The 19,346-nt window shown below is 71.9% G+C and carries 21 protein-coding genes and 1 rRNA gene; 11 read left to right on the top strand and 11 right to left on the bottom strand.

What is annotated here, in order from left to right; all coding sequences use genetic code 11:
• Window positions 1–309: 309 nt before the first annotated feature.
• Window positions 310–1,413, top strand: a complete 1,104-nt coding sequence (gene rho / locus QLQ12_RS20170) for a transcription termination factor Rho (RefSeq protein ID WP_282761759.1) — start codon at window positions 310–312, stop codon at window positions 1,411–1,413.
• 763 nt (window positions 1,414–2,176) lie between these two features.
• On the opposite strand, the gene QLQ12_RS20175 is transcribed toward rho, so the two are convergent.
• Window positions 2,177–2,506, bottom strand: coding sequence for a hypothetical protein (locus QLQ12_RS20175; protein ID WP_282761760.1), 330 nt, complete (start codon window positions 2,504–2,506; stop codon window positions 2,177–2,179).
• 161 nt (window positions 2,507–2,667) lie between these two features.
• On the opposite strand from QLQ12_RS20175, the gene QLQ12_RS20180 reads away from it, so the two are divergent.
• Entirely contained in the window at window positions 2,668–4,170 is a 1,503-nt protein-coding gene (locus tag QLQ12_RS20180) for a PP2C family protein-serine/threonine phosphatase (protein WP_282761761.1), read from the top strand.
• A gap of 222 nt (window positions 4,171–4,392) precedes the next feature.
• Here QLQ12_RS20180 and QLQ12_RS20185 read toward each other — a convergent pair whose 3' ends face one another.
• The 5 genes from QLQ12_RS20185 to QLQ12_RS20205 form a co-directional block, all read right to left on the bottom strand.
• A complete protein-coding gene (locus tag QLQ12_RS20185) occupies window positions 4,393–4,770 on the bottom strand; it encodes an ATP-binding protein (RefSeq protein ID WP_282761762.1) in 378 nt (125 codons plus the stop codon).
• Window positions 4,763–5,092: an STAS domain-containing protein gene (locus QLQ12_RS20190; protein WP_282761763.1), complete on the bottom strand. Its 330-nt coding sequence runs from the start codon at window positions 5,090–5,092 to the stop codon at window positions 4,763–4,765. Before QLQ12_RS20190 ends, QLQ12_RS20185 begins: the two co-directional genes overlap by 8 nt.
• 91 nt (window positions 5,093–5,183) lie before the next feature.
• Complete coding sequence (locus QLQ12_RS20195) at window positions 5,184–5,933, bottom strand: N-formylglutamate amidohydrolase (protein ID WP_282761764.1); 750 nt, start codon at window positions 5,931–5,933, stop codon at window positions 5,184–5,186.
• 35 nt (window positions 5,934–5,968) lie between these two features.
• The gene (gene glnII / locus QLQ12_RS20200; protein WP_282761765.1) at window positions 5,969–6,979 is read right to left on the bottom strand and encodes a glutamine synthetase; all 1,011 of its coding nucleotides are present in this window, start codon (window positions 6,977–6,979) and stop codon (window positions 5,969–5,971) included.
• A gap of 165 nt (window positions 6,980–7,144) precedes the next feature.
• Window positions 7,145–7,990: a LysR family transcriptional regulator gene (locus QLQ12_RS20205; RefSeq protein ID WP_282761766.1), complete on the bottom strand. Its 846-nt coding sequence runs from the start codon at window positions 7,988–7,990 to the stop codon at window positions 7,145–7,147.
• Between the two features lie 75 nt (window positions 7,991–8,065).
• On the opposite strand from QLQ12_RS20205, the gene QLQ12_RS20210 reads away from it, so the two are divergent.
• The 3 genes from QLQ12_RS20210 to QLQ12_RS20220 all read left to right on the top strand — a co-directional run bounded on the left by QLQ12_RS20210 (window position 8,066) and on the right by QLQ12_RS20220 (window position 11,644).
• Window positions 8,066–8,740, top strand: a complete 675-nt coding sequence (locus tag QLQ12_RS20210) for a type 1 glutamine amidotransferase domain-containing protein (RefSeq protein ID WP_282761767.1) — start codon at window positions 8,066–8,068, stop codon at window positions 8,738–8,740.
• A gap of 226 nt (window positions 8,741–8,966) precedes the next feature.
• Complete coding sequence (locus QLQ12_RS20215) at window positions 8,967–9,824, top strand: universal stress protein (RefSeq protein ID WP_282761768.1); 858 nt, start codon at window positions 8,967–8,969, stop codon at window positions 9,822–9,824.
• Between the two features lie 155 nt (window positions 9,825–9,979).
• Complete coding sequence (locus QLQ12_RS20220) at window positions 9,980–11,644, top strand: methyl-accepting chemotaxis protein (RefSeq protein WP_282761769.1); 1,665 nt, start codon at window positions 9,980–9,982, stop codon at window positions 11,642–11,644.
• A gap of 163 nt (window positions 11,645–11,807) precedes the next feature.
• Here QLQ12_RS20220 and QLQ12_RS20225 read toward each other — a convergent pair whose 3' ends face one another.
• Entirely contained in the window at window positions 11,808–12,275 is a 468-nt protein-coding gene (locus tag QLQ12_RS20225) for a response regulator (protein ID WP_282761770.1), read from the bottom strand.
• A gap of 177 nt (window positions 12,276–12,452) precedes the next feature.
• Between QLQ12_RS20225 and QLQ12_RS20230 the strand changes: the two genes are divergently transcribed.
• The 4 genes from QLQ12_RS20230 to QLQ12_RS20245 all read left to right on the top strand — a co-directional run bounded on the left by QLQ12_RS20230 (window position 12,453) and on the right by QLQ12_RS20245 (window position 15,108).
• Window positions 12,453–13,376 (top strand): siderophore-interacting protein, encoded by a 924-nt coding sequence (locus QLQ12_RS20230; protein WP_282761771.1) that lies wholly within the window; start codon window positions 12,453–12,455, stop codon window positions 13,374–13,376.
• The gene (locus QLQ12_RS20235; protein WP_282761772.1) at window positions 13,370–14,023 is read left to right on the top strand and encodes a nucleoside/nucleotide kinase family protein; all 654 of its coding nucleotides are present in this window, start codon (window positions 13,370–13,372) and stop codon (window positions 14,021–14,023) included. Before QLQ12_RS20230 ends, QLQ12_RS20235 begins: the two co-directional genes overlap by 7 nt.
• Before the next feature lie 106 nt (window positions 14,024–14,129).
• On the top strand, window positions 14,130–14,432 hold the full coding sequence (locus QLQ12_RS20240) for a protealysin inhibitor emfourin (protein ID WP_282761773.1): 303 nt from the start codon (window positions 14,130–14,132) through the stop codon (window positions 14,430–14,432).
• Between the two features lie 124 nt (window positions 14,433–14,556).
• The gene (locus QLQ12_RS20245) at window positions 14,557–15,108 is read left to right on the top strand and encodes a hypothetical protein (RefSeq protein ID WP_282761774.1); all 552 of its coding nucleotides are present in this window, start codon (window positions 14,557–14,559) and stop codon (window positions 15,106–15,108) included.
• A gap of 17 nt (window positions 15,109–15,125) precedes the next feature.
• Here QLQ12_RS20245 and QLQ12_RS20250 read toward each other — a convergent pair whose 3' ends face one another.
• Window positions 15,126–15,662: a hypothetical protein gene (locus tag QLQ12_RS20250; protein ID WP_282761775.1), complete on the bottom strand. Its 537-nt coding sequence runs from the start codon at window positions 15,660–15,662 to the stop codon at window positions 15,126–15,128.
• On the bottom strand, window positions 15,659–16,153 hold the full coding sequence (locus QLQ12_RS20255) for a sigma factor-like helix-turn-helix DNA-binding protein (RefSeq protein ID WP_282761776.1): 495 nt from the start codon (window positions 16,151–16,153) through the stop codon (window positions 15,659–15,661). Before QLQ12_RS20255 ends, QLQ12_RS20250 begins: the two co-directional genes overlap by 4 nt.
• A gap of 204 nt (window positions 16,154–16,357) precedes the next feature.
• Between QLQ12_RS20255 and QLQ12_RS20260 the strand changes: the two genes are divergently transcribed.
• Window positions 16,358–18,034 (top strand): polysaccharide biosynthesis tyrosine autokinase, encoded by a 1,677-nt coding sequence (locus QLQ12_RS20260; protein WP_282761777.1) that lies wholly within the window; start codon window positions 16,358–16,360, stop codon window positions 18,032–18,034.
• A 127-nt stretch (window positions 18,035–18,161) separates the two neighbouring features.
• A complete protein-coding gene (locus tag QLQ12_RS20265) occupies window positions 18,162–18,419 on the top strand; it encodes a hypothetical protein (protein WP_282761778.1) in 258 nt (85 codons plus the stop codon).
• A gap of 54 nt (window positions 18,420–18,473) precedes the next feature.
• Here the strand turns inward: QLQ12_RS20265 and QLQ12_RS20270 are convergent, their stop codons facing one another.
• Together QLQ12_RS20270 and rrf are read right to left on the bottom strand one after the other, a co-directional pair.
• Complete coding sequence (locus tag QLQ12_RS20270) at window positions 18,474–18,911, bottom strand: CBS domain-containing protein (protein WP_282761779.1); 438 nt, start codon at window positions 18,909–18,911, stop codon at window positions 18,474–18,476.
• A gap of 351 nt (window positions 18,912–19,262) precedes the next feature.
• Window positions 19,263–19,346, bottom strand: a 5S ribosomal RNA gene (gene rrf / locus QLQ12_RS47380); the annotation flags it as partial.

The following is a 19,346-nucleotide window of genomic DNA, read 5'->3' on the forward strand; positions in this document are numbered from 1 at the left end:
TCGGGACGCGCCTCACACCCGGCTTCCGGCGGACCGCTCCCCCGGACCGCCTCACACCCGGCTTCCGGCGGGCCGCTCCCTCGGGACGCGCCTCACACCCGGCTTCCGGCGGGCCGCTCCCCCGAGACCGCCTCACACCCGGCCGAGGTCACCCCAGCGCTTCTTCTCCGGCCAGCCCCCGCGGCCGTCACCTCTCCCGCGCCTCCTGCGGACCGCCTTCACCGCCCGGCCGCCTTCTCCGCGCGGACCGCCCTCACCATCCGGCCGCCTTCTCCGCGCGGACCGGCCCCACTCGAATCGAGGAATCCCATGTCCGAACTCGTACCCGTCGACGCTCTGCTCGACATCACCGACGACCGTGCCTGGCTGCGTGCCGACGGCTACCACCGCTCCCCCGGCGACGTCCCGCTCTCTCCGGGCGAGGTCCGCCGCCTCCACCTGCGACGCGGCGACCACGTCACCGGCTTCGCCGACCGCTCGAAGAACACGGCCCAGTTCCAGCTGACCGCGGTGAACGGCCGCCCACCCGGTCCTCGCCCCGACTTCTACCGGCGCACGGCGCTGCACCCGCACGACCGCCTCCGCCTGGAGACCGACCCGAACGTGCTGACCACCCGCGTCATCGACCTGTTCATGCCGATCGGCAAGGGCCAGCGCGCCATCATCGCCGCACCGCCGAAGGCCGGGAAGACCACGATCCTGCAGGACATCGCGACGGCGGTCACCCGCAACCATCCCGAGTGCCACCTGATGGTGCTGCTAGTCGACGAACGCCCCGAGGAGGTCACCGACATGCGCCGCACGGTGAAGGGTGAAGTGATCGCCTCCACCTTCGACCGCCCGCCCGCCGAGCACACCGCCGTCGCCGAACTCGCCACCGAACGCGCCAAACGCCTGGCCGAACAGGGCGAGGACGTGGTGCTGCTGCTCGACTCCCTGACCCGGCTGGGCCGCGCCTACAACATGACCGCGCCGCCGCGTGGCCGTACCCTCACCGGCGGCCTCGACACGTCCGCGCTGCACCCGCCGAAACACCTGCTCGGCGCCGCCCGCACCCTGGAGGGCGGCGGCTCGGTCACCGTCATCGCGACGGCCCTGGTGGAGAACGGCTCCGCCATGGACACGCTGATCTTCGAGGAGCTGAAGAGCACCGGCAACGCCGAACTCAAACTCGACCGCGCCCTCGCCGAGGCCCGCCTCTTCCCCGCCGTCGACGTCGCCGCCTCCGGCACCCGCCACGACGAGGCGCTCCTGCACCCCGGCGAACTTCCCCTCATCACCCACCTGCGCCGCGCCATGTCCACCCCGGACCGCCGGGGCCCCATGACCCACCTGCTCAAACAGCTGCGCGCCACGCCCGGCAACGCCGCTTACCTAAACAAGATCAAAAGCTCTGTCTCGTACGCCCAGTAAACGCACCCCGGCTACCCCGCGACGTCCCCGCCGCTCCGGCCCGCAGCGCGACCACCGGGCTGCAGCCCACTCCCGCCGCCCCACCCCAGCCGTACCCCACGCAGGCCCATCACCCACCAAAACACCCCAAACGACGGCCGACCAGCCAGGCGCACCCCAAACCTGCCATCACCCACCAAAACGCGCCCGAGCGACGGCCGTCAGCCCCAGCCGCGCCCCCGCACGCGCCATCCCACGAAACGTGCCTGGACCGACGGCCAAACGGCCCAGCCGTGCCCCACGCGCGCCAACCGGACGTCAAACGCGCCCGCACGACGGCCAAGCGGAATAGCCGTATCTCCCGCGCCATCGCTCCACCAAGAGGTGCCTGGGCGACGGCCGAGCGGACCAGCCGTGGTTGCGCCCCTCGCGCGTGCAAACCGGAGGCGATGACCCGCTGGAACGACGGCTGAGTGGCCGGGGTTTCGTGTGTTGGCGGCGATCGCCGGATCGGCGTCACTGGGCGGCGCGGCTCCGGGCATCACCGCGTCACAGAACAACCTGACGAACAAGCCCGGCGCGCCGACGCGGTGAGCGGGCCCGGCCGGCGGGCCTGGCGCGTGAGGCACCGCCGGGCGGCTGCGTTCGGCGGGTGGGTGATCGGGCAGGGAGGCCGGCCGTGTGCGAAGGCCCGTTCCGAGGCAGCGGGCAGCGCGTAGGTGGGGCGATGCCGTGATCCCGGGACCTGGGCGCCGTCCGCTCTCCGGCCGGCTCGCAGTGGAAGTCAGAAGCCGTGCTCGCGGGCCAGGCGTTCGACGGTGGTCTTGGCGTCGGCGAGGCTCGCGCCGGTGCGCTCGCGGTAGGCCTTGATGGCGTGGATCTTGCGGCCGTGGCGCAGGTGTTCCAGGACGTCGGAGTGATCGGGTTCGGGCACCTCGATCTGCAGGTGGCGCAGCATGGCGTCGACTTTGCGCTCGAGACGCGCGAGCCGTTCGCCGGCCAGGGCGCGGTCGCGGGCGGCTGCCGCCCGGGTCGATGCCGAGGCCACGATCAGCAGGATCAGCAGCGCGGCGATCGGAAGCAGGGTGGCCAGGATCGGGAACAGGTCTGACATGACGCCATCATGACGACCGATGCCACGCCACCGGTGGGCCGGGCCACCACCAAGCCGCGCCGCTGGGCCGCCGCAAACGGGGCCGACGGAGGTGGGCGGTACGGGCTACCGGTGACGGGCCGTGCGGGCCGGAGGGGCCGTGCCCCCGATAGGCTGCTCGGGTGGCGGACGAGGCGGTGGTGCGGGAGCTGCTGGCCGCGATCCCGATCGGCTGCACCTGGCTGGTGCCGGTGTCCGGCCCGGACGGTGAGCCGGTCGATTTCCGGATCGCCGCGACCAGCGACCGGATCCGGGACATCTTCGGCCGGGGAACGAAGCGCATCGACAGCCTGCTCGGCGAGCTGTACCCGTCACTCGTCGGCGGTCCGCTGTGGAACCTGTATGTCGACGTCATAGTCACCGGCACGCCGGGGCGGATGGACGAGTTCCGCTTCGACGAGAGCCGTTCCGGTGTGGTGGCCGAGTCCCGGTTCGAGATCAGTGTGTACCGCGTGCTGGGCGGGCTGCTGGTCTGGTGGCAGCGGGTCGACGAGTACCAGCGCCGCCTGGAGCACACCGAGGCGCTGGGCAGTCTCGGCTGGGCGGAGTACGAGCTGGTGAGCGGCCGCACCGACTGGTCCCCGGGCATGTACCGGATCTTCGGACGTGATCCCGCCGAAGGTCCGCTGTCGCGGGGCGATCAGGCGGGCGCGATGCTGCCGGAGGACCGGGGCATCGCCGAGGCCGCCTGGCAGACGCTGGACAGCGGCGGCACCTCGGACGTGACGGTCCGGTTCCGGGTCGGTGACGGGGTCCGGCACATGCGCATCCTGTCGGACGTGGCGCGGGACGCGGACGGCTCTCCGGTGAAGGTCTATGCGGTGGTGCAGGATGTGACGGCGCGGGTCGACAGCCGTACCGAGATCGAGTCGTTGAGTGACCGGCTGCGCACCAGGGAGATGACCGCGCTGGCCGAGCACCGGCTGGCCGGCCAGCTGCAGAACCTGATCCAGCCGGTGCCGCGGGCGTCGTTCGTGCTGGCCGGGCTGGAGGCGATGGTCAGCTATCTGCCCGCGGAGAGCGCGGTGCGGGTGGGCGGCGACTGGTACCACGCTCAGACTCTGCCGGACGGGCGGGTGATCCTGGCCATCGGTGACGTCGCCGGGCACGGCCTGGAGGCGGCCAGCGGCATGGCGCATCTGCGGTTCGCGCTGGTGGCGTGGCTGTCGATCGGCATCCGCGAGCCGGGCGAGCTGCTGCGGCACATGAACAGGCTGTGCGCGCAGCTCGACATCACGGGTACGGCTCTGGTCGCCGTCTACGATCCGGTGACGCGGGCGCTGCCGTGGGCGCGGGCCGGTCATCTGGCTCCGCTGCTGGGCCGGGCCGGCCGTTGCGCGGAGCTCGAACGGCCGCCGGGTCTGCTGCTGGGCGCCGAGCCGGAGGCCGAGTTCCCCGAGATCAGCGCCCGCCTGGAACCGGACGACCTGGTGCTGTTCTTCACCGACGGCCTGGTGGAGCGGCGTGAGCGTGGCACGGCCGGGCGGTCCGCCGAGGTGCACGGGCACCTGTCGGCGGTGTCGGCCGACCCGGGCATGGAGCCACTGGCCCGTCTCCACCACTTGGTGCGCGCGCCGAGTCCCGACGACGACACCTGCACCCTCGCCGTCCGCGTGCTGGCTTAGGGATCCGCGAGCAAGGCGGGCAGAGGCCATGCCCGGGTACGGCCTTCCGCCCGCTCCGCTTCCCACCGATCAACCCCGAGCCGCTGTCCGAGCATGGCCAGTGCCGCTTGCGGTAGGCCTTGACCCGCCCGCGGCCGGGGCGGGACCCGGGCGAGCAGCACGGCCCGGAGACGGAGGGCGGTCGCACTCCGAAGACGGAGAAACCCGGGCCGAGATAAAAATCTATAGATTGAGGCAGATGCGTACGAGGGTGCCGCCGGGCACCGCCGTGGTGAGCACCGAGTCGCAGACCCGCTCCACGATGGCCAGCCCACGGCCGCGGACCGCCTCGGCCGACGGCATCGCACGGCCGAACGGGCGGTCCTCCCCCTCGTCGACGACGTCGCAGACCAGGCGCCCGTTCTCGGCCCACACCCGGATGTGCCCGCCACCGCTGGTGTGCTGCAACGTGTTGGTGGTCAGCTCGCTGACCGCGAGGGTGAGCACGTCGACCCGCGCCTCGGGCAACCCCAGCGCGAGCGCCCGCTCGGTCACGAAGGCCCGCACCCGGCGAAGATCATCGGGTACGGCGTACGACATGCCGTCGACGGCCTCAGGCATGACGGTGCTCTTCGGCCGGCGCGCGCAGCAGCGTGTCGAGACCGGTCATCTCGAGAACCGCGGCGACCGCTCCCCCGGCGTTCATCACATAGATCCGGCCGCCCGTGTGCTTGGCCGCGTGATGGGCGATGACCAGGCTGTGCACCCCGCTGGAGTCGATGAAGGTGAGCTCGGCCAGGTCGACGAAGACGGCCCGGGCCCGGTGCACGGCGTCGAGCAGCACGGCGGTCAGGTGCTCACGGGTGGACAGGTCGCACTCGCCGGCGAGGGAGACCGTGATCCCGCCGGCTCCGGCGGTGGTCCTCGCCTCGAAGTTCGCCATCGATCGACATACCCTCTCCGAGCGGCGCGTGCCTGCCCCGGGCCATCATGTCATCCCGGCAGCCCGATCGCTGCCATCGTGCTTCACCCCGTCAGGGGAGGGCGTCGACGAGAGCGGCCAGCGCCCGGATGATCGATTCGAGGCCGCCGGTGGGCGGGCCGCCGGGCTCGGTCATGTACTGGTCGCGGCGGATCTCGATCATCAGCGCGGTGACGGCGCGGTCCCGTTCGTAGTGCTTCAGGGGCACGTAGCAGCCCGCGAACGGGGTGTCGAGCGCGACCTCGCCGAACGCCGCACGGGCGGCCTCCACCAGCGGCGGCGGTGTGTGGAACGGGGAGGTGCCGAGGCAGACCGGCGGGCGTGGGCCGTCACCGTGCAGTTCATAGGGCAGGCGCTCGGTCGGGTACGAGTGCACGTCCAGCACGGTCGCCCGGCCGGTGGCCGCGAGGCGCTCGTCGACCAGGGTGGTCATCGCCGCGGCGTACGGATGAAAATGCTCGTGAAGCAGGACCGCGTCGCGGGCCGGATCATCGGCGCGCAGCCGCCGCCCCGCGTAGCCGTGGGTGTAGACCGGGCCCATCCCGACCGCGAGCATCTCGTCCTCGGCGAACCGTTCCGGGTCGACGACCAGGCGGGAGAGCCGGTTGACGAAGGTCCAGGGCCTCCGGCCGGCGCGGCCGGCCGCTCCGAGCGCGATCAGGTCGGTGTGCGCGTCGGTGAGGTGGTCGAGCTCGTCCTCCACCGAGCACGACAACCCGGACTCCGTCAGGGCCCGCGACGCGTGGGGCACGTGCAAGATCACCGGCGACGCGGGGTCACCCGGCACGATGTCGAAGGTCACCGCGCGAACGATACGCGCGGTGACCTTCGCGTCGGTCAGTTGTCGCCGGCGGCCGCACCGCAGATGGTGTCGATCAGCAGGCGGGTCACCACGTACGGGTCCACGTTGGCGTTCGGCCGACGGTCCTCGAGGTAGCCCTTGCCGTCCTTCTCGACCTGCCACGGGATGCGCACCGACGCGCCACGGTCCGAGACGCCGTAGCTGTACTCGGTCCACGGGGCGGTCTCGTGCAGGCCGGTGAGGCGCTGGTCGATGCCCGCGCCGTAACCGTCCACGTGCTCCTGGCGCTTCTTGCCCAGCGCCTCGGCGCCCGCGATGATCGCGTCGTAGCCCTCGCGCATGGCCTTGGTGGAGAAGTTGGTGTGCGCGCCGGCGCCGTTCCAGTCGCCCTTGACCGGCTTCGGGTCGAGGGTGGCGGAGACGCCGTGGTCCTCGGCGATGCGGTAGAGCAGCCAGCGGGCGACCCAGAGCTCGTCGGCGACCTGCGGAGCGGCGACCGGGCCGATCTGGAACTCCCACTGACCCGGCATGACCTCGGCGTTGATGCCGGACAGGTGCAGGCCGGCGGCGAGGACGGCGTCCATGTGCTCTTCGACGATCTCGCGGCCGAAGACCTCGTCCGCGCCCACGCCGCAGTAGTAGCCACCCTGCGGGGCGGGGTAGCCGCCGCCGACCGGGAAGCCGAGCGGGCGGCCGTCCTTGAAGAAGGTGTACTCCTGCTCGATGCCGAAGATCGCCTCCTGGTCGGCGTACTTGTCGGCGACCTTGCGCAGCTCGGCACGGGTGTTGGTCGGGTGCGGGGTGCCGTCGATCAGCTCGACCTCGCACAGCACGATGATGTTGTCACCGCCGCGGATCGGGTCGGGACAGACGAAGACCGGCTGAAGCACACAGTCCGACTTGTCGCCGGGCGCCTGGTTGGTGCTGGAACCGTCGAAGCCCCAGATGCCGGGCTTCTCGCCGTCGGCCAGGATCTTGGTCTTCGAGCGCAGCTTGGCGGTGGGCTGGGTTCCGTCGACCCACAGGTACTCGGCTTTGACGGCCATCGTGCTTTTTCTCCTAAATCAAGGGGTACTCGGGGCGTACTCCACTAAGCCTGGACGAACCGCATCAACCTTCGATAAATCCCGGCGCAGTTCGAGGATGCTAACCAGCCCAGATCAAATCCACGTTTCCGATCCCGCACCTCGGACGCGTGATCCCGGTAACGTTCACCAGCCTTTCGCCGCCGCGAGCAGCGTCGTGCGCGCCCCGGTGAGGTGCGGCTCGTCCCGGGCGGCGGCCCGGGTGGCCAGATAGAGCGTGTTGATCGGCGGGTCCTCCGTGGACATCAGCTCGACCAGTTCCCCGGTCCGCAGCTCGTCGCCGATCAGATAGCGGGGCAGGACGGTGACGCCGATCCCGGCGACCGCGGCGGCCCGCAGCGCACGCAGGTCGGGCACGACCAGGACGGCCCGCTTCGGCGGCGGCGTGCCCAGGACGTGCCGCCACCAGCGGCGGATGATCGGAAGCTCCTCCGCATAGGCGAGCAGTCCGGCGGAGACGTCCACCCCCGGGGCGCCCACCAGCACGAACTCCTCGTCGCACAGCGGTTCGGCGTGCAGCCCGGACCGGCGCGGCCGGATCGCGCTGACCACGAGGTCGAGGCGCCCGTCCGACAGCTCGGCGAGAAGCTCGTCGGCGAGGCCGAGCCGCACCCGCACCTCGACCCCGGCCGCGATCACCCCGGCCAGAGCGGGCAGGACCCGCGTGCTCATCAGCTCGGCCGGCCCGCCCAGGTGCAGTGTCCGCCCAGCCGGGCCGGCCTCGCCGAGCAGCCCGGACGCCACCCCGGCGAGCGCGTCCATCGGCCCGTCCAGGCGCCGGGCCAGGTCGTCGGCGGCCGGGGTCGGCGTCACGCCCCGGGCCCCGCGGACGAACAGCGGCTGCCCGATCCGGCTCTCCAGGCCGCGCAACTGGGCGGTGACCGTGGGCTGGGACAGCCCGAGCGTCTCGGCGGCCCGGGTCATCGTGCCGGCCCGGTAGACGGTCAGGAAGGTGTGCAGCAGATCGAGCATGCCATCAGTATTCCGATGGCTGGCCTCACACTTTCTCTTGGTTCCCGATGGTCATCCCGGGGCATGGTTCTGGACATGACTTCCACGAACAAGATCCTGATCGGCCTGACCAGTCACGGCGACCTCGGCGGCCTGCGTTCCACCGGGTACTACCTGCCCGAGGCCGCCCATCCGTGGCAGGTCTTCACCGACGCCGGCTACACCGTCGAGTTCGCCTCGGTCGCCGGCGGCGAGCCGCCGGTCGACGGCGCCGACCTCACCGACCCGGTGCAGAAATCCTTCACCGAGCGGGTCTCCCTGACGAACACGCCGCGCTTCGCCGACCTCGACCCGGCCGGCTACGACGCGGTGCTGTTCGCCGGCGGCCACGGCGCCATGTGGGACTTCCCGTCCGACGCCGGCCTGACCGGATTCGCCCGCGACCTCTACGAGCGCGGCGGCGTGGTGGCCGCGGTCTGCCACGGCCCGGCCGCCCTGATCGGCCTCACCCTCTCCGACGGCAGCCCGCTGGTCGCCGGCAAGCGGGTCGCCGGCTTCACCAACAGCGAGGAGGCCGCGGCCGGGCTCACCGAGGTCGTCCCGTTCCTGCTGCAGAACCGCCTCGAGGAGCTCGGCGCCGAGCACACCGGCGTCGCCGACTGGCAGCCGCACGTCGTCACCGACGGCCGTCTGGTCACCGGCCAGAACCCCGCCTCGTCCACCGGCGTCGCCGAGGCCGTGCTGACGGTATTGAAGGACTCCGCGGCCTGACGGCCGCGCGGCGTGAGGATCGTCCGCAGCCCGACGGCCCCCTGCGCGGGGATCCTCGCGGCATCGAGAGCCCGGGCGACCACGAGGGACTTCGCGGTATCGAACAGCCTCGCGGCATGAGGACTTCGCGGTATTGAGGAACCTCGCGGTATGAGGGACTTCGCGGTATTGAAGAACTGAGCCGGACGCACGACGATCAGGGGAGGTTGCGGGAGGAGGCGGCATCGTGGCCACTCAGAGGATCGTCGTGGGTTATGACGGCTCACCCGACGCGCGCAAGGCTGCCCGGTGGGCGCTCGACGAGGCGGAGCGCACCGGCGCCACGGTGGAACTGCTTTACGCGTACGAGTGGCCGAGCTATGTCCCCGCCGCCGCGATGATGCCGGCCGCCGCGGTCTATCCCGACGCCGACACCGACGACGCGGTCGGCGAGATGCTGGGCCGGGCCCTGGACACGGCCGCCGCCACACACCCCGGCGTCCGGCTGCGCACCAGGATCGAGCACGGCACCGCCTCGGTCGCCCTGGCTCAGCGCAGCGGCGAGGCCTCCATGGTGGTGGTCGGCGGGCCACGGCAGTCGGCGGTGCGGGCGCTGCTCGGCTCGACCAGCGCGTCGGTCAGCATGCACGCCCGCTGCCCGGTCGTGGTGGTGCGCGGCGAGCCGCGCGACACCGACCCGGTGGTGGCCGGCGTGGACGACTCCCCCGCCGCCGGCCTGGTCCTCGGCTTCGCCTTCGAGCAGGCCGCCGTTCGCGGCGTGCCGGTCCGTGCGGTGCACGGCTGGCCGCCGCCCGGCGGCGACCTGCTCACCGATGCCAACCTGAGGGCGGTCGCCGCCGAGCGTCGCCGGCTGGAGTCGGTGGTGGGCTGCTGGCGCCGGCGGTTCCCGCAGGTCCCCGTGACGGCTGAGGTCGTGGTCGGCGCGCCGGGCGAGGTGCTGGCCGAGGCGGCCGCCGGGGCGCAACTGGTGGTGGCCGGGGCGCGGGCGCGGCGCATGCTTCGGGTGGTGTTGCGGCCGTCCGTCGGCCGGCATCTGCTGCACCGGGCCCGGTGCAGCATCGCCCTGGTACATGGGGGCCACTAACACCCGGCCGCTCCGACAACTTGGGCGATTCGCCGAAATCACCCGGAATGGCTCCTAAAGTTGATCGGGCGCACCGACGTCGAGGGCCGGTCTTCTTCGTCGCGCGACGCTCACCATCGGAGCGTCCAGCGTCGCCACGTCCAGCGGAGGAAGTCATGCAGCCGGAGAGCAGCGGCGACCCCGATCCGAAGTACCGGCGCACCCTGCTGGAACGGGCGCTGGGCGACCGCAGCCTGCTGATCAAGAGCACCATCGCGGCCGCCTGCGTCGCCCTGGTCGCGCTCGCCGTCACCGCGCTCGCGCTGACCCGGCTGGCCACGCTCCGCGACAGCCTTCGGGACATGAAGGACCAGCACGTCGACAGCATGGAACAGATCGCCGGCATGCGGAGCGGCCTCACCGACTGGTTCCGCAGCGGCCTGGTGTTCAACGCGGGCCAGAGCGTCAAGAGCCAGCCGATGATGAAGATCGGCATCGACGGCAAGAACGCCGCGGCCGCCAAGACCGACGCGGCGGTGGCCGGCTACCTCAAGATCGCCGACGAGTCCGGCGCGACCGACCGGGCGACGAAACTGGCCGCGTTCACCGAGGCCGTCGACCGCCATCGCACCCTCAGCAACGTGATCATCTTTCGTGAGCCGCCGCCGGCCGGTTTCGTGATGCCCGCCGAGAGCGAGATCCTCAACGAGTTCAACGCCGCCGAGGCCGGCATGACCGCCGCCATGGACGATCTGCAGGCCGCCGAGGAGGCGGGCGCCGACATGATGGCCGCCGAGGGCGCCGGCGAGTACGGCCAGGCCGTCTGGCTCACCCTGACTGGCCTCGCCCTCGGCTTCATGTTCGCCGCGTTCATCGGTTTCGGCGTGATGCGCCTGATCAAACGCCAGCTCGCCACGGTCTCCGCCGCCCTCAACGCGGTCGCCGACGGCGACCTGACCGTGCCCGCCGAGGTCCGTTCCCGCGACGAGTTGGGCCAGATGGCACAGGCGACCAACCGGGCCCGTGAGGGCCTGCTCACCAGCGTCCGCAAACTCAACCACGGCGCCGAGGTCCTCGGTGATGTCACCGAGCGGCTGACCACCATCACCACCCGGCTCGACGCCGAGGCCCGCGAGGCCTCCGAACAGGCCGGCCTCGTCGCCGGCACGGCCGGGGAGGTGTCCGCGAGCGTCCAGTCGGTAGCCGCCGGCTCCGACGAGATGGGCGCGTCGATCCGTGAGATCTCCGAGAACGCCAACAACGCCGCCCAGGTCGCCTCCGGCGCCGTCGGCGTCGCCCAGGCCACCAACGACACGGTCGCCAAACTCGGCACCTCGTCCGAGGAGATCGGCAACGTCGTCAAGGTGATCACCGCGATCGCCGAGCAGACCAATCTGCTGGCCCTGAACGCGACCATCGAAGCCGCCCGCGCCGGTGAGCTCGGCAAGGGTTTCGCCGTCGTCGCCACCGAGGTCAAGGACCTGGCCCAGGAGACCGCGAAGGCCACCGAGGACATCGCCCACCGCGTCGAGGCCATTCAGGCCGACACGTCCAGCGCCGTCGTCGCCATCCAGGAGATCTCGCGCATCATCTCCGAGATCAACGACTATCAGGTGACCATCGCCTCCGCGGTCGAGGAACAGACCGCCACCACGAACGAGATGTCCCGCAGCATCGGCGAGGCCGCCAACGGCAGCTCGGTCATCGCCGGCAACATCAACGCCGTCGCCAGCGCCGCCCACGCCACCACCGCCGCCCTCGGCGAGGCCGAGGCGTCGGTCACCGAACTCACCCAGGTGGCCGGCGAACTCCGCGAGGTCGTCCAGCACTTCCGCGTCTGACGCGACCCCCGCCCACCGCGCCCTTCATCCCGCGCGCCCGGCCCGCTCTCCCCAGATTCTTCCTCTCGTACGGCTACCGAAATCGTCACGTGGCGATCCCCGCGAGGCATCCCGGGGTGACGGCCGCCACGGATCGGGGTCAGGTAGCCGTACCAGATGAGGGTCAGGGGTGAGCGGGGACCAGGCGCTCGACGCGGCGCAGCAGATCGGCCGCCGAGAAGGGTTTGACCATGTAGTCCTCGGCGCCGACCACCCGGCCGAGGGCCAGGTCGGACGGCGTCCCGCGCCCGCTGATGATGATCACCGGGATGTGGGCGGTCTGCGGGGACGAGTGCAGTTCGTAACAGAAGCCGAGGCCGTCGAGGCCGGGCCTGGAGACGTCGAGCAGGACCAGCTGGGGCCGCTCGTTCACCGCGAGCGACATGGCGGTCCGGCCGTTGTCGGCTTCGAGCACGCGGTAGCCCGCTGCCCGCAGCTTGACCGCGACGAGGTCGCGAATGTCGCCGTCGTCGTCGGCGATGAGGACGGTGGGCGGCTGAAGGGCCGCGGCCCAGTCGTCCGCAGGCCACGGCAGAGCATCGGCGTCACTGAATGCGATCGCCGTGGTCGTCGCGGACGGGGTCTGCGGCATTTCTTCTCCTTGCAGCCGAGGGCCGACGTCTTGCATGAGCCGTTCTGTTCGGCGCGGATCGGCGGCGCAGCAGGAAGACGGGGTTGCGATCGGGGAGCAGTGAGGGGCCCGCGGGGGTGGTGGTGACACGGCCACGGTAAGCGGTTAGGTTAGGGTTACCTAAATGAGGAGGCGACCGTGACCCAGACCCTCGTGCCGACCGAGGCGCTCCCGTTCCGGTTCTTCCCGGTCGAGGTGGCCCGGATCGTCCGGCTCAGCCCCAACTTCCTGCGGGTGACGTTCACCGGCGACGACCTGGACCGTTTCGCCGACAACGGCTGGGATCAGCGGATCAAGCTGATCCCGCCGCTGCCGGAGTCGGGCCACGATCACCTGCCGACCGGCCCGGACTGGTTCACGCGGTGGCGTGCCCTGCCCGACGATCAGCGCAACCCGATCCGCACGTACACGGTCCGCGCCGTCCGCGCCGCCGAGCGCGAGATCGACGTCGACATGGTGCTGCACGGGGTGAACGGGCCGGCGTCGCGCTGGGCGGTGGCCGCCGGTCCCGGTTCGAAGATGTGCGTCATGGGGCCGAACGCCGACTACACCGGCGTCGCCGGCGGCATCGACTTCCACCCGCCGGCCGGCACCCGCCGGATCCTGCTGGTCGGCGACGAGACCGCGGTCCCGGCGATCGCGTCGATCCTGTCCCGCCTGCCGGGGGACGCCGTCGGCGAGGCGCTGCTGGAGGTCCCGGAGTCCGCGGATCGGCTGGAGATCGTGGCGCCGGCGAACGTGACGGTCACCTGGCTGCCGCGCGACGGCGAGGCGCACGGCGTGCGGCTGATCCCGGCGGTCCGCGACGTCGCGCGCCGGCTGCTGGGCGACTGCACGGCCCCGGCCGCGCCGGCCGACCTGGAGGACGTGGACGTCGACCAGGACATCCTCTGGGAGGTGCCGGAGGAGTCGGCGGGCGCCCCGGACGGCTTCTACGCCTGGCTGGCCGGCGAGGCCGCGGTGATCAAGACGCTGCGCCGCCACCTGGTGTCGGAGTGCGGCGTCGACCGGCGCGCGGTCGCGTTCATGGGCTACTGGCGGCTGGGCCGCCCGGAGTGCTGAGCGCCCGGCGGCGGGTGCTCTCCGAGATCGCTGACGCGATCCTTCACGATCCCGCTTGTGTACGGGTCGGAGTCGACGGTCCCGACGGCTCCGGCAAGACGGTCCTGGCCGGGGAACTGGCCGGGCTGCTGCGCGAGCGGGGCCGCCCGGTCGTCGCGGTGTCGATCGACGACTTCCATCACGTCCGCGCGATCCGGTACCGCCGTGGCCGGGACTCTCCCGAGGGTTTCTGGCTGGACTCCTACGACTACGGCCGGTTCCGTGCCGACGTGCTGGAGCCGTTCGCCCCGGGCGGTTCCCGCCGGTACCGCCCGGCCGCTCACGACCTGGCGACCGACGCCGTGCTCGACCACGCGCCCCGGCAGGCGCCACCGGATGCGGTGCTGGTCGTGGACGGGCTGTTCCTGCACCGGGACGAGCTGGCCGGCGCCTGGGACCTGTCGGTCTTCCTGGATGTGCCGTTCACCGAGACGGCCCGGCGGATGGCGGCGCGCGACGGCACCCCCGCCGACCCGGGCCATCCCGGCATGCGGCGTTATGTCGAGGCGCAGCGGATCTACTTCGCGGCGTGTGATCCGCGACGGCGGGCCTCCGCCGTCGTCGACAACTCCGAGGTGGACGCGCCGCGGCTCACCTGGTCGGCGTGACCGGGTTCCCGGCCGGCGCGGTCGCCTGCGGTCCGGCGGGGAATCGGCACGCTCCGATGCCCGATATCTGACAGCCGACGGGCCGTGCGACTGCCACTGTCGAACAGTGACCACACGTGTACGAGCCGAGCTGCGCCGACCCGCCGGTTTCACCGACCGTTCGCTGCGCGTCGTCCTGGACTCCGACAGCCTTCCCCGTGATCAGGCGGCCCAGCTCACCCGCCTGGTCGAGGGCCTCGATCTGACACGGCTGGGCGCACAGATCGGCGCGGCGTCGCGCGCCGACCTGACCCGCTACCAGTTGGCCGTCGAATGCGGCGGACGGCACTGGCGCACCACGGTGGCCGAGCCGTGCGTGCCGGCGGAACTGCGTCCCCTCCTGCGGTTCCTCACCGGCGCCGCCCACTGACCCGCCCGGAAAAGGCTCAGCTCCCCCGGCGCCCGGCCGACAGTCGGGACCGGCGTGCACGGTTCGCCTCTGAACTCCGCACGCCGTAGCGCCCGCTACCCCGCCGACCCGCTGAGGCCAGCCGATGAGCGTTTCCCCCCGTGATGCCCTGCGTTCCGCCGCGTTCGCGGCCGCCTACCTGGCGGCCTTCCTGGTCACTGCCATGATTCCGGTCTTCCCGCTGCCGCCGCTCGTGGTCGCCGGGGTGTGGCTGACCGCGCAGGCCGGCCGCGTCCCCCGCCGCTTCGACGTCATCGCGCTGGCCACCATGGCGATGGTGGCCGCCACCCTGCAGGGCGCGGGCCTGCTGATGTCGGCCACCGTCGCGGTGTGGGCAGTGATCCCGGCCCTGCTCTTCGCCGTGCTGCTGGAGCATTGGCTGCCCGGTTACTGGCTGGGACACGGCGACCGGTTCCGCCGACCGCGGGCCGCCCTGGGCCGGCTCGCCGCGGCCGCCGCCCTGACCGCGGCCGCTTCTCTCGTGCTGCACGGCGTCATCGACACCGACCTGGTCTCCGGCGCTGTCGCCATCCAGTTCGCCCGGGACACCGCCGTGCTGGTGCTGGTGCCACTGGCCGTCCGGGCGGTCCGGCGCTCACGCTCACCGCGGCGTGCCGGCCTGTCCGTGGTCCGCTGAGCGCCCCGGTGACCCGCTCAGCACTTCGGCGGCTCACCATCGACGAGACTGAACCGCATCGCGGTACCGAGCGCGACGAAGTGCAGGGTGGTGCCGGCCGGCATGGCGGCGGGCCGGATGTGGACGACGGGCTCGCCGCCGCGCATCCGCACCACCTCGGCGATGGCCGGCAGCCCGTCGCGCTCTCCGGCACACCGGTCCGAGCCGGGTGGCAGGAAGTCGACCCGCGCGGGCACACCGGCCTGCTTCAGCCGCGCCGACAGGCCGTCCGCGTCGACGAGTTCCCGGACGGTGAGGGTGATCGTGCCGTCCGGTGCGGACTCCACCGACCAGGCGGCCAGCTCGATCGTGGGCGACGGCGGTCCGCCGGCGGGCAGGCTGAGAGCGGTGGCCAGCGCCACCGCGGCCAGGGCGGCTCCGGCCGGCAACGCGATCCGGCGCCGCCGGCGCAGCGCACCGCCACGGGTGGTGACCGCGTCGAGTTCGCCGGTCATCCGTACCGGCTCGAATTCGGCGCGGACCCGGCCGTACAACTCCTCGTTCTGGTCGATCATCGCAGTGCCTCCGTCTCGTCAGCGGCTTCCAGGTGGTCCCGCAGCGTGCGCGTCGCGCGGGCGAGGTGTGCGGTGACCGTGCCCGCGGCGATGCCGAGGGTGCGCGCGGTCGTCTCGCTGTCCAGGTCGAGGAAGATCCGCAGCGCGACGACCTGCCGTTGCCGTTCCGGCAGCGCCCGGAGGGCCGCCATCAGCCGCGTGTCGGGCAGGCCGTCGCCGTTCCCGGGTGGCCCGGCTCGGTCGTGCGGCACCCAGTCGGACGCCGGAATCTCCCGCCGCCACCGCCGCCACCAGGACACATGCGCGTTCAGCGCGGTACGCACCACCCAGGCCCGGGGCGCCGGATGCCGGGCCACGGAGGGCCAGGACGCCCAGGCGCGGGCGAACGCCTCGGCGACCAGGTCCTCGGCCCGCTCCCGGTGGCCCACCACCGCCGTCACGGTCCGCAGGCAGTCGTCCCGCGCGCTCTCGTAGAAGATCGCGAACTCCATCACGTCCTGTCTACGCGCAGCACCGCCGTTACGCTTACCCGGGCCGTTGACCTGCACTGATGTCGAGATCCACGCCATATCAGCCGTCCACCGTTCCGGTCCGCCGTAGCAACGAGTCACTATCGCCGGAATGATCGAAGCGCGGGGCGGCCACGAGGTGGAACAATTCCGGCTCAAGATCCGTGAGCGGGAGGACCACCAGAAATGACTACCTACGGACGATCCGCGCGACTGTTGCGCCGATACGGTCCATGGACTCTGGTGGTGACGACGGCGGCGATCGCTGCCGCCTACGGCCTGCACCGGTCCGCGCCGCCCCGGTACGTGTCGGAGGCGACCGTCCTGGTCGAATCCCGCACGGATCGCACCGTCCCGGCGACGGCCCCCGACATCGGCACGGAACGGGAGGTCGCCCTCTCCAACGCGGTCGTGCAGCCCGCCGCCGTGGCGGCCGGGTTCAGTGCCGGCGACTTCCGGGAGAACCTGACCGTCGACGTGGTCCCCGGCACGCACGTGCTGAGGATCGCCTACACCGGCCCCGACAGGTTCAGCGCGCAGATCCGCACCCGCGCCCTGGTGGAGGCCTACGCCGGGTTCCGCACGAACGGCCCCGCCACCGTCAGGGTGCTCACCGGGCCGGCCCTGCCCGTCGAGCCGGTGACCCGCCCGCTCGCCCTCGACCTGGCCGCCGGCGCCGCCGCCGGCCTGCTGTTCGGGGCCGGCACGGCCGTGCTGCGTGCCCGCACCCGCGGCCGGATCCGCGGCCGCGACGACTTCGCCCGGCTGACCGGCACGCCCGTGCTGGCGACCGTGCCGCGGCACCGCCGTCCCAGCGGAACCGGCGACGGCGTGCCCGTCGTCGTGCTGCGCGCACCCGGGTCGCCGGCCGCTGAGTCGTACCGCTACCTGCGGTCGCGCCTGCAGCCGTCGCTGCGTTCGACCGGCACCACCACGATCCTGGTGACCAGCCCCGGCGACCGGCAGGGCCGCACCACGACCGCCGCCAATCTGGCCGTCACCCTGGCCCAGGCCGGCCGTTCGGTGGTCCTGGTCGACGCCGACCTGCGCAATCCGCGGATGCACCACCTCTTCCAGGTGCCCGGCGACCACGGCCTGACGACGCTGCTCGACGGCGACGCCACCGTCTCGGAGGTGCTGGAGGAGACGTCGGTGTCCCGGCTGCGGGTCGTTCCGGCCGGTCACCGCGACGGCGACCACGTCGACCTGTTCGACAGCGGCCAGCTGGCACGGGTGATCCGGGCTCTCCACAAGCACGCCGACGTGGTGATCCTCGACTCGGCGGCGGTGCTCAGCGCCTCCGACGCGATCGTCCTGGCGGCGCTCGCCGACCAGGTGCTGCTGGTCGGCGACTTCGCCCGTACCAGCCGGGAATCGGTTCGCCGCGCTCTCGCCGAACTGGCCGAAGTCGCCGACGGCAACGTCAGCCCGGTGCTGGTCAACGTGCCGAAGAGCGCCGGCGCCCTGGTGCCTCGCCCGCGTACCCTGCTCGCCCCGGTGCTGGCGTCCACCCCGCCGGCCCGCGACCGCCTGTATTCGGACGCCGACGATGTCGCCCCGCCCGGAATGACCGCGCACGCCTATGTGGACGACGAGGACGAGGACGACCCTCTCGCCGACTACTACGCTCGTACCGCCACCATCGCCGTCCCGGTGATCTACGGCTCGGCGCGGAACGCCACGGTCTACGCCTCGGCCACCGCCACGACGACCGCCGAGCCGGAAGAAGCCGACGAGGCCCGTGAGCAAACCCCGGACGAGACCGTGGACGAAGCTCCGGACGAGACCGTGGATGAGGCCGTGGACGAAACCCCGGACGAGACCGTGGATGAGGCGGAGACGGCCGAAAAGCAGAAAGCTTGACCCCCGATCGTGTCAGTTCATGGACAACGCCAGGCGCACTGTCCGATTAGCGTCGGTCGTGGAGGTTGGAAGTCGTCACACAACGGGCATGCAGCCCGGAAGGCGCTACTCCTTGGAGGGTTGAGCGATGACCACGATCAGCGAAACGACCGAACAGCTCCACGAAACCACCGAGAACGGCAAGGCCGGGCGCGCCCGGCAGGCGGTCAGCACGGCACGTGTCAGGGCGACCGAGACCGTGCGCCGCAATCCCAAGAAGTCCGCGACCGCGACCACCCTCGTCCTGGCCGCGGCCGCGGCGGCGGCCGTGCTCCTGAACCGCCGCCGGACCACCAAGGCGTCCGCCCGCGGCCGCAACCGCTTAGCGGCCCTGCTGCACCGCTGACCCACCGACGACGATGCCACCGCCCCCGACCGCGGGCGGTGGCATCGTCGTGTCTCAGACCCGTTCGCCGGTGATGTAGCCGGCCAGCGTGCTCCGCTCCGTCTCCAACTCCCCGATCCGGTTCTTCACCACGTCACCGATGCTCACCACACCGCGCAGCGCCCCGTCCACCACCACCGGAACGTGCCGGAACCGCCGCTCGGTCATCAGCCGCTCGACGTCCTCCAGCTGTGCTTCCGGGGTGACGGTCCGCACCTTCGCGGTGGCGATCGAACTCACCGGTTCCGTCAGCACCGCCGCCCCGCGCGCCGCGAGGGCCCGCACGACGTCACGCTCACTGACGATCCCGTCCACCACCGCACCGTCGCGCGACACCACCGCCGCACCGATACCGTGCTCCGCCAGAACGGCCAACAGCCGCTCGGTACTCGTCTCCGGCGTCACGGTGATCACCTGTTCGCCTTTGACCCGCAGAATGTCGCTGATCCGCATCGTCTCTCCCTCACACTGGTGCTGCACTGGCCGGCCCGCGTACCACCCTCTATGCCGAACCAGACGACCGCTGTCAAGAAGGACAATCTCCAAACAACCCGAACAGAGCGCGGCGGGTCACCGCGGGCGAAGCCCATCAGCCCAGGTCAAACCCCTTCTTGGGTACGTCCACACCGTCCCCGACCGCACCACCAGGTTCCCGGCTTCGCCGCTACCGCCAAACCCCGCGACCGCCCCGCGCCGACACGCGGCTCAGCGAGACCGCCCGTTCACCGGCAGTCCCGCGCGGAGTGCCGCCGCGCAAACGCAGAAAGGCCCACCCCGTGTGGGGTGGGCCTTTCATCACGTTGAGTCCGGCGGCGTCCTACTCTCCCACACCCTCACGAGTGCAGTACCATCGGCGCTGGAGGGCTTAGCTACCGGGTTCGGAATGTA

It is taken from the genome of Actinoplanes sandaracinus, assembly GCF_030009775.1.
GTDB lineage: Bacteria > Actinomycetota > Actinomycetes > Mycobacteriales > Micromonosporaceae > Actinoplanes > Actinoplanes sandaracinus.

Coding starts and splice junctions, on each gene's coding strand:
- rho (WP_282761759.1), top strand. CDS start 310: ATGTCCGAACTCGTACCCGTCGACGCTCTGCTCGACATCACCGACGAC.
- QLQ12_RS20175 (WP_282761760.1), bottom strand. CDS start 2,506: ATGTCAGACCTGTTCCCGATCCTGGCCACCCTGCTTCCGATCGCCGCG.
- QLQ12_RS20185 (WP_282761762.1), bottom strand. CDS start 4,770: ATGCCTGAGGCCGTCGACGGCATGTCGTACGCCGTACCCGATGATCTT.
- QLQ12_RS20190 (WP_282761763.1), bottom strand. CDS start 5,092: ATGGCGAACTTCGAGGCGAGGACCACCGCCGGAGCCGGCGGGATCACG.
- glnII (WP_282761765.1), bottom strand. CDS start 6,979: ATGGCCGTCAAAGCCGAGTACCTGTGGGTCGACGGAACCCAGCCCACC.
- QLQ12_RS20205 (WP_282761766.1), bottom strand. CDS start 7,990: ATGCTCGATCTGCTGCACACCTTCCTGACCGTCTACCGGGCCGGCACG.
- QLQ12_RS20210 (WP_282761767.1), top strand. CDS start 8,066: ATGACTTCCACGAACAAGATCCTGATCGGCCTGACCAGTCACGGCGAC.
- QLQ12_RS20220 (WP_282761769.1), top strand. CDS start 9,980: ATGCAGCCGGAGAGCAGCGGCGACCCCGATCCGAAGTACCGGCGCACC.
- QLQ12_RS20225 (WP_282761770.1), bottom strand. CDS start 12,275: ATGCCGCAGACCCCGTCCGCGACGACCACGGCGATCGCATTCAGTGAC.
- QLQ12_RS20245 (WP_282761774.1), top strand. CDS start 14,557: ATGAGCGTTTCCCCCCGTGATGCCCTGCGTTCCGCCGCGTTCGCGGCC.
- QLQ12_RS20250 (WP_282761775.1), bottom strand. CDS start 15,662: ATGATCGACCAGAACGAGGAGTTGTACGGCCGGGTCCGCGCCGAATTC.
- QLQ12_RS20255 (WP_282761776.1), bottom strand. CDS start 16,153: ATGGAGTTCGCGATCTTCTACGAGAGCGCGCGGGACGACTGCCTGCGG.
- QLQ12_RS20260 (WP_282761777.1), top strand. CDS start 16,358: ATGACTACCTACGGACGATCCGCGCGACTGTTGCGCCGATACGGTCCA.
- QLQ12_RS20265 (WP_282761778.1), top strand. CDS start 18,162: ATGACCACGATCAGCGAAACGACCGAACAGCTCCACGAAACCACCGAG.
- QLQ12_RS20270 (WP_282761779.1), bottom strand. CDS start 18,911: ATGCGGATCAGCGACATTCTGCGGGTCAAAGGCGAACAGGTGATCACC.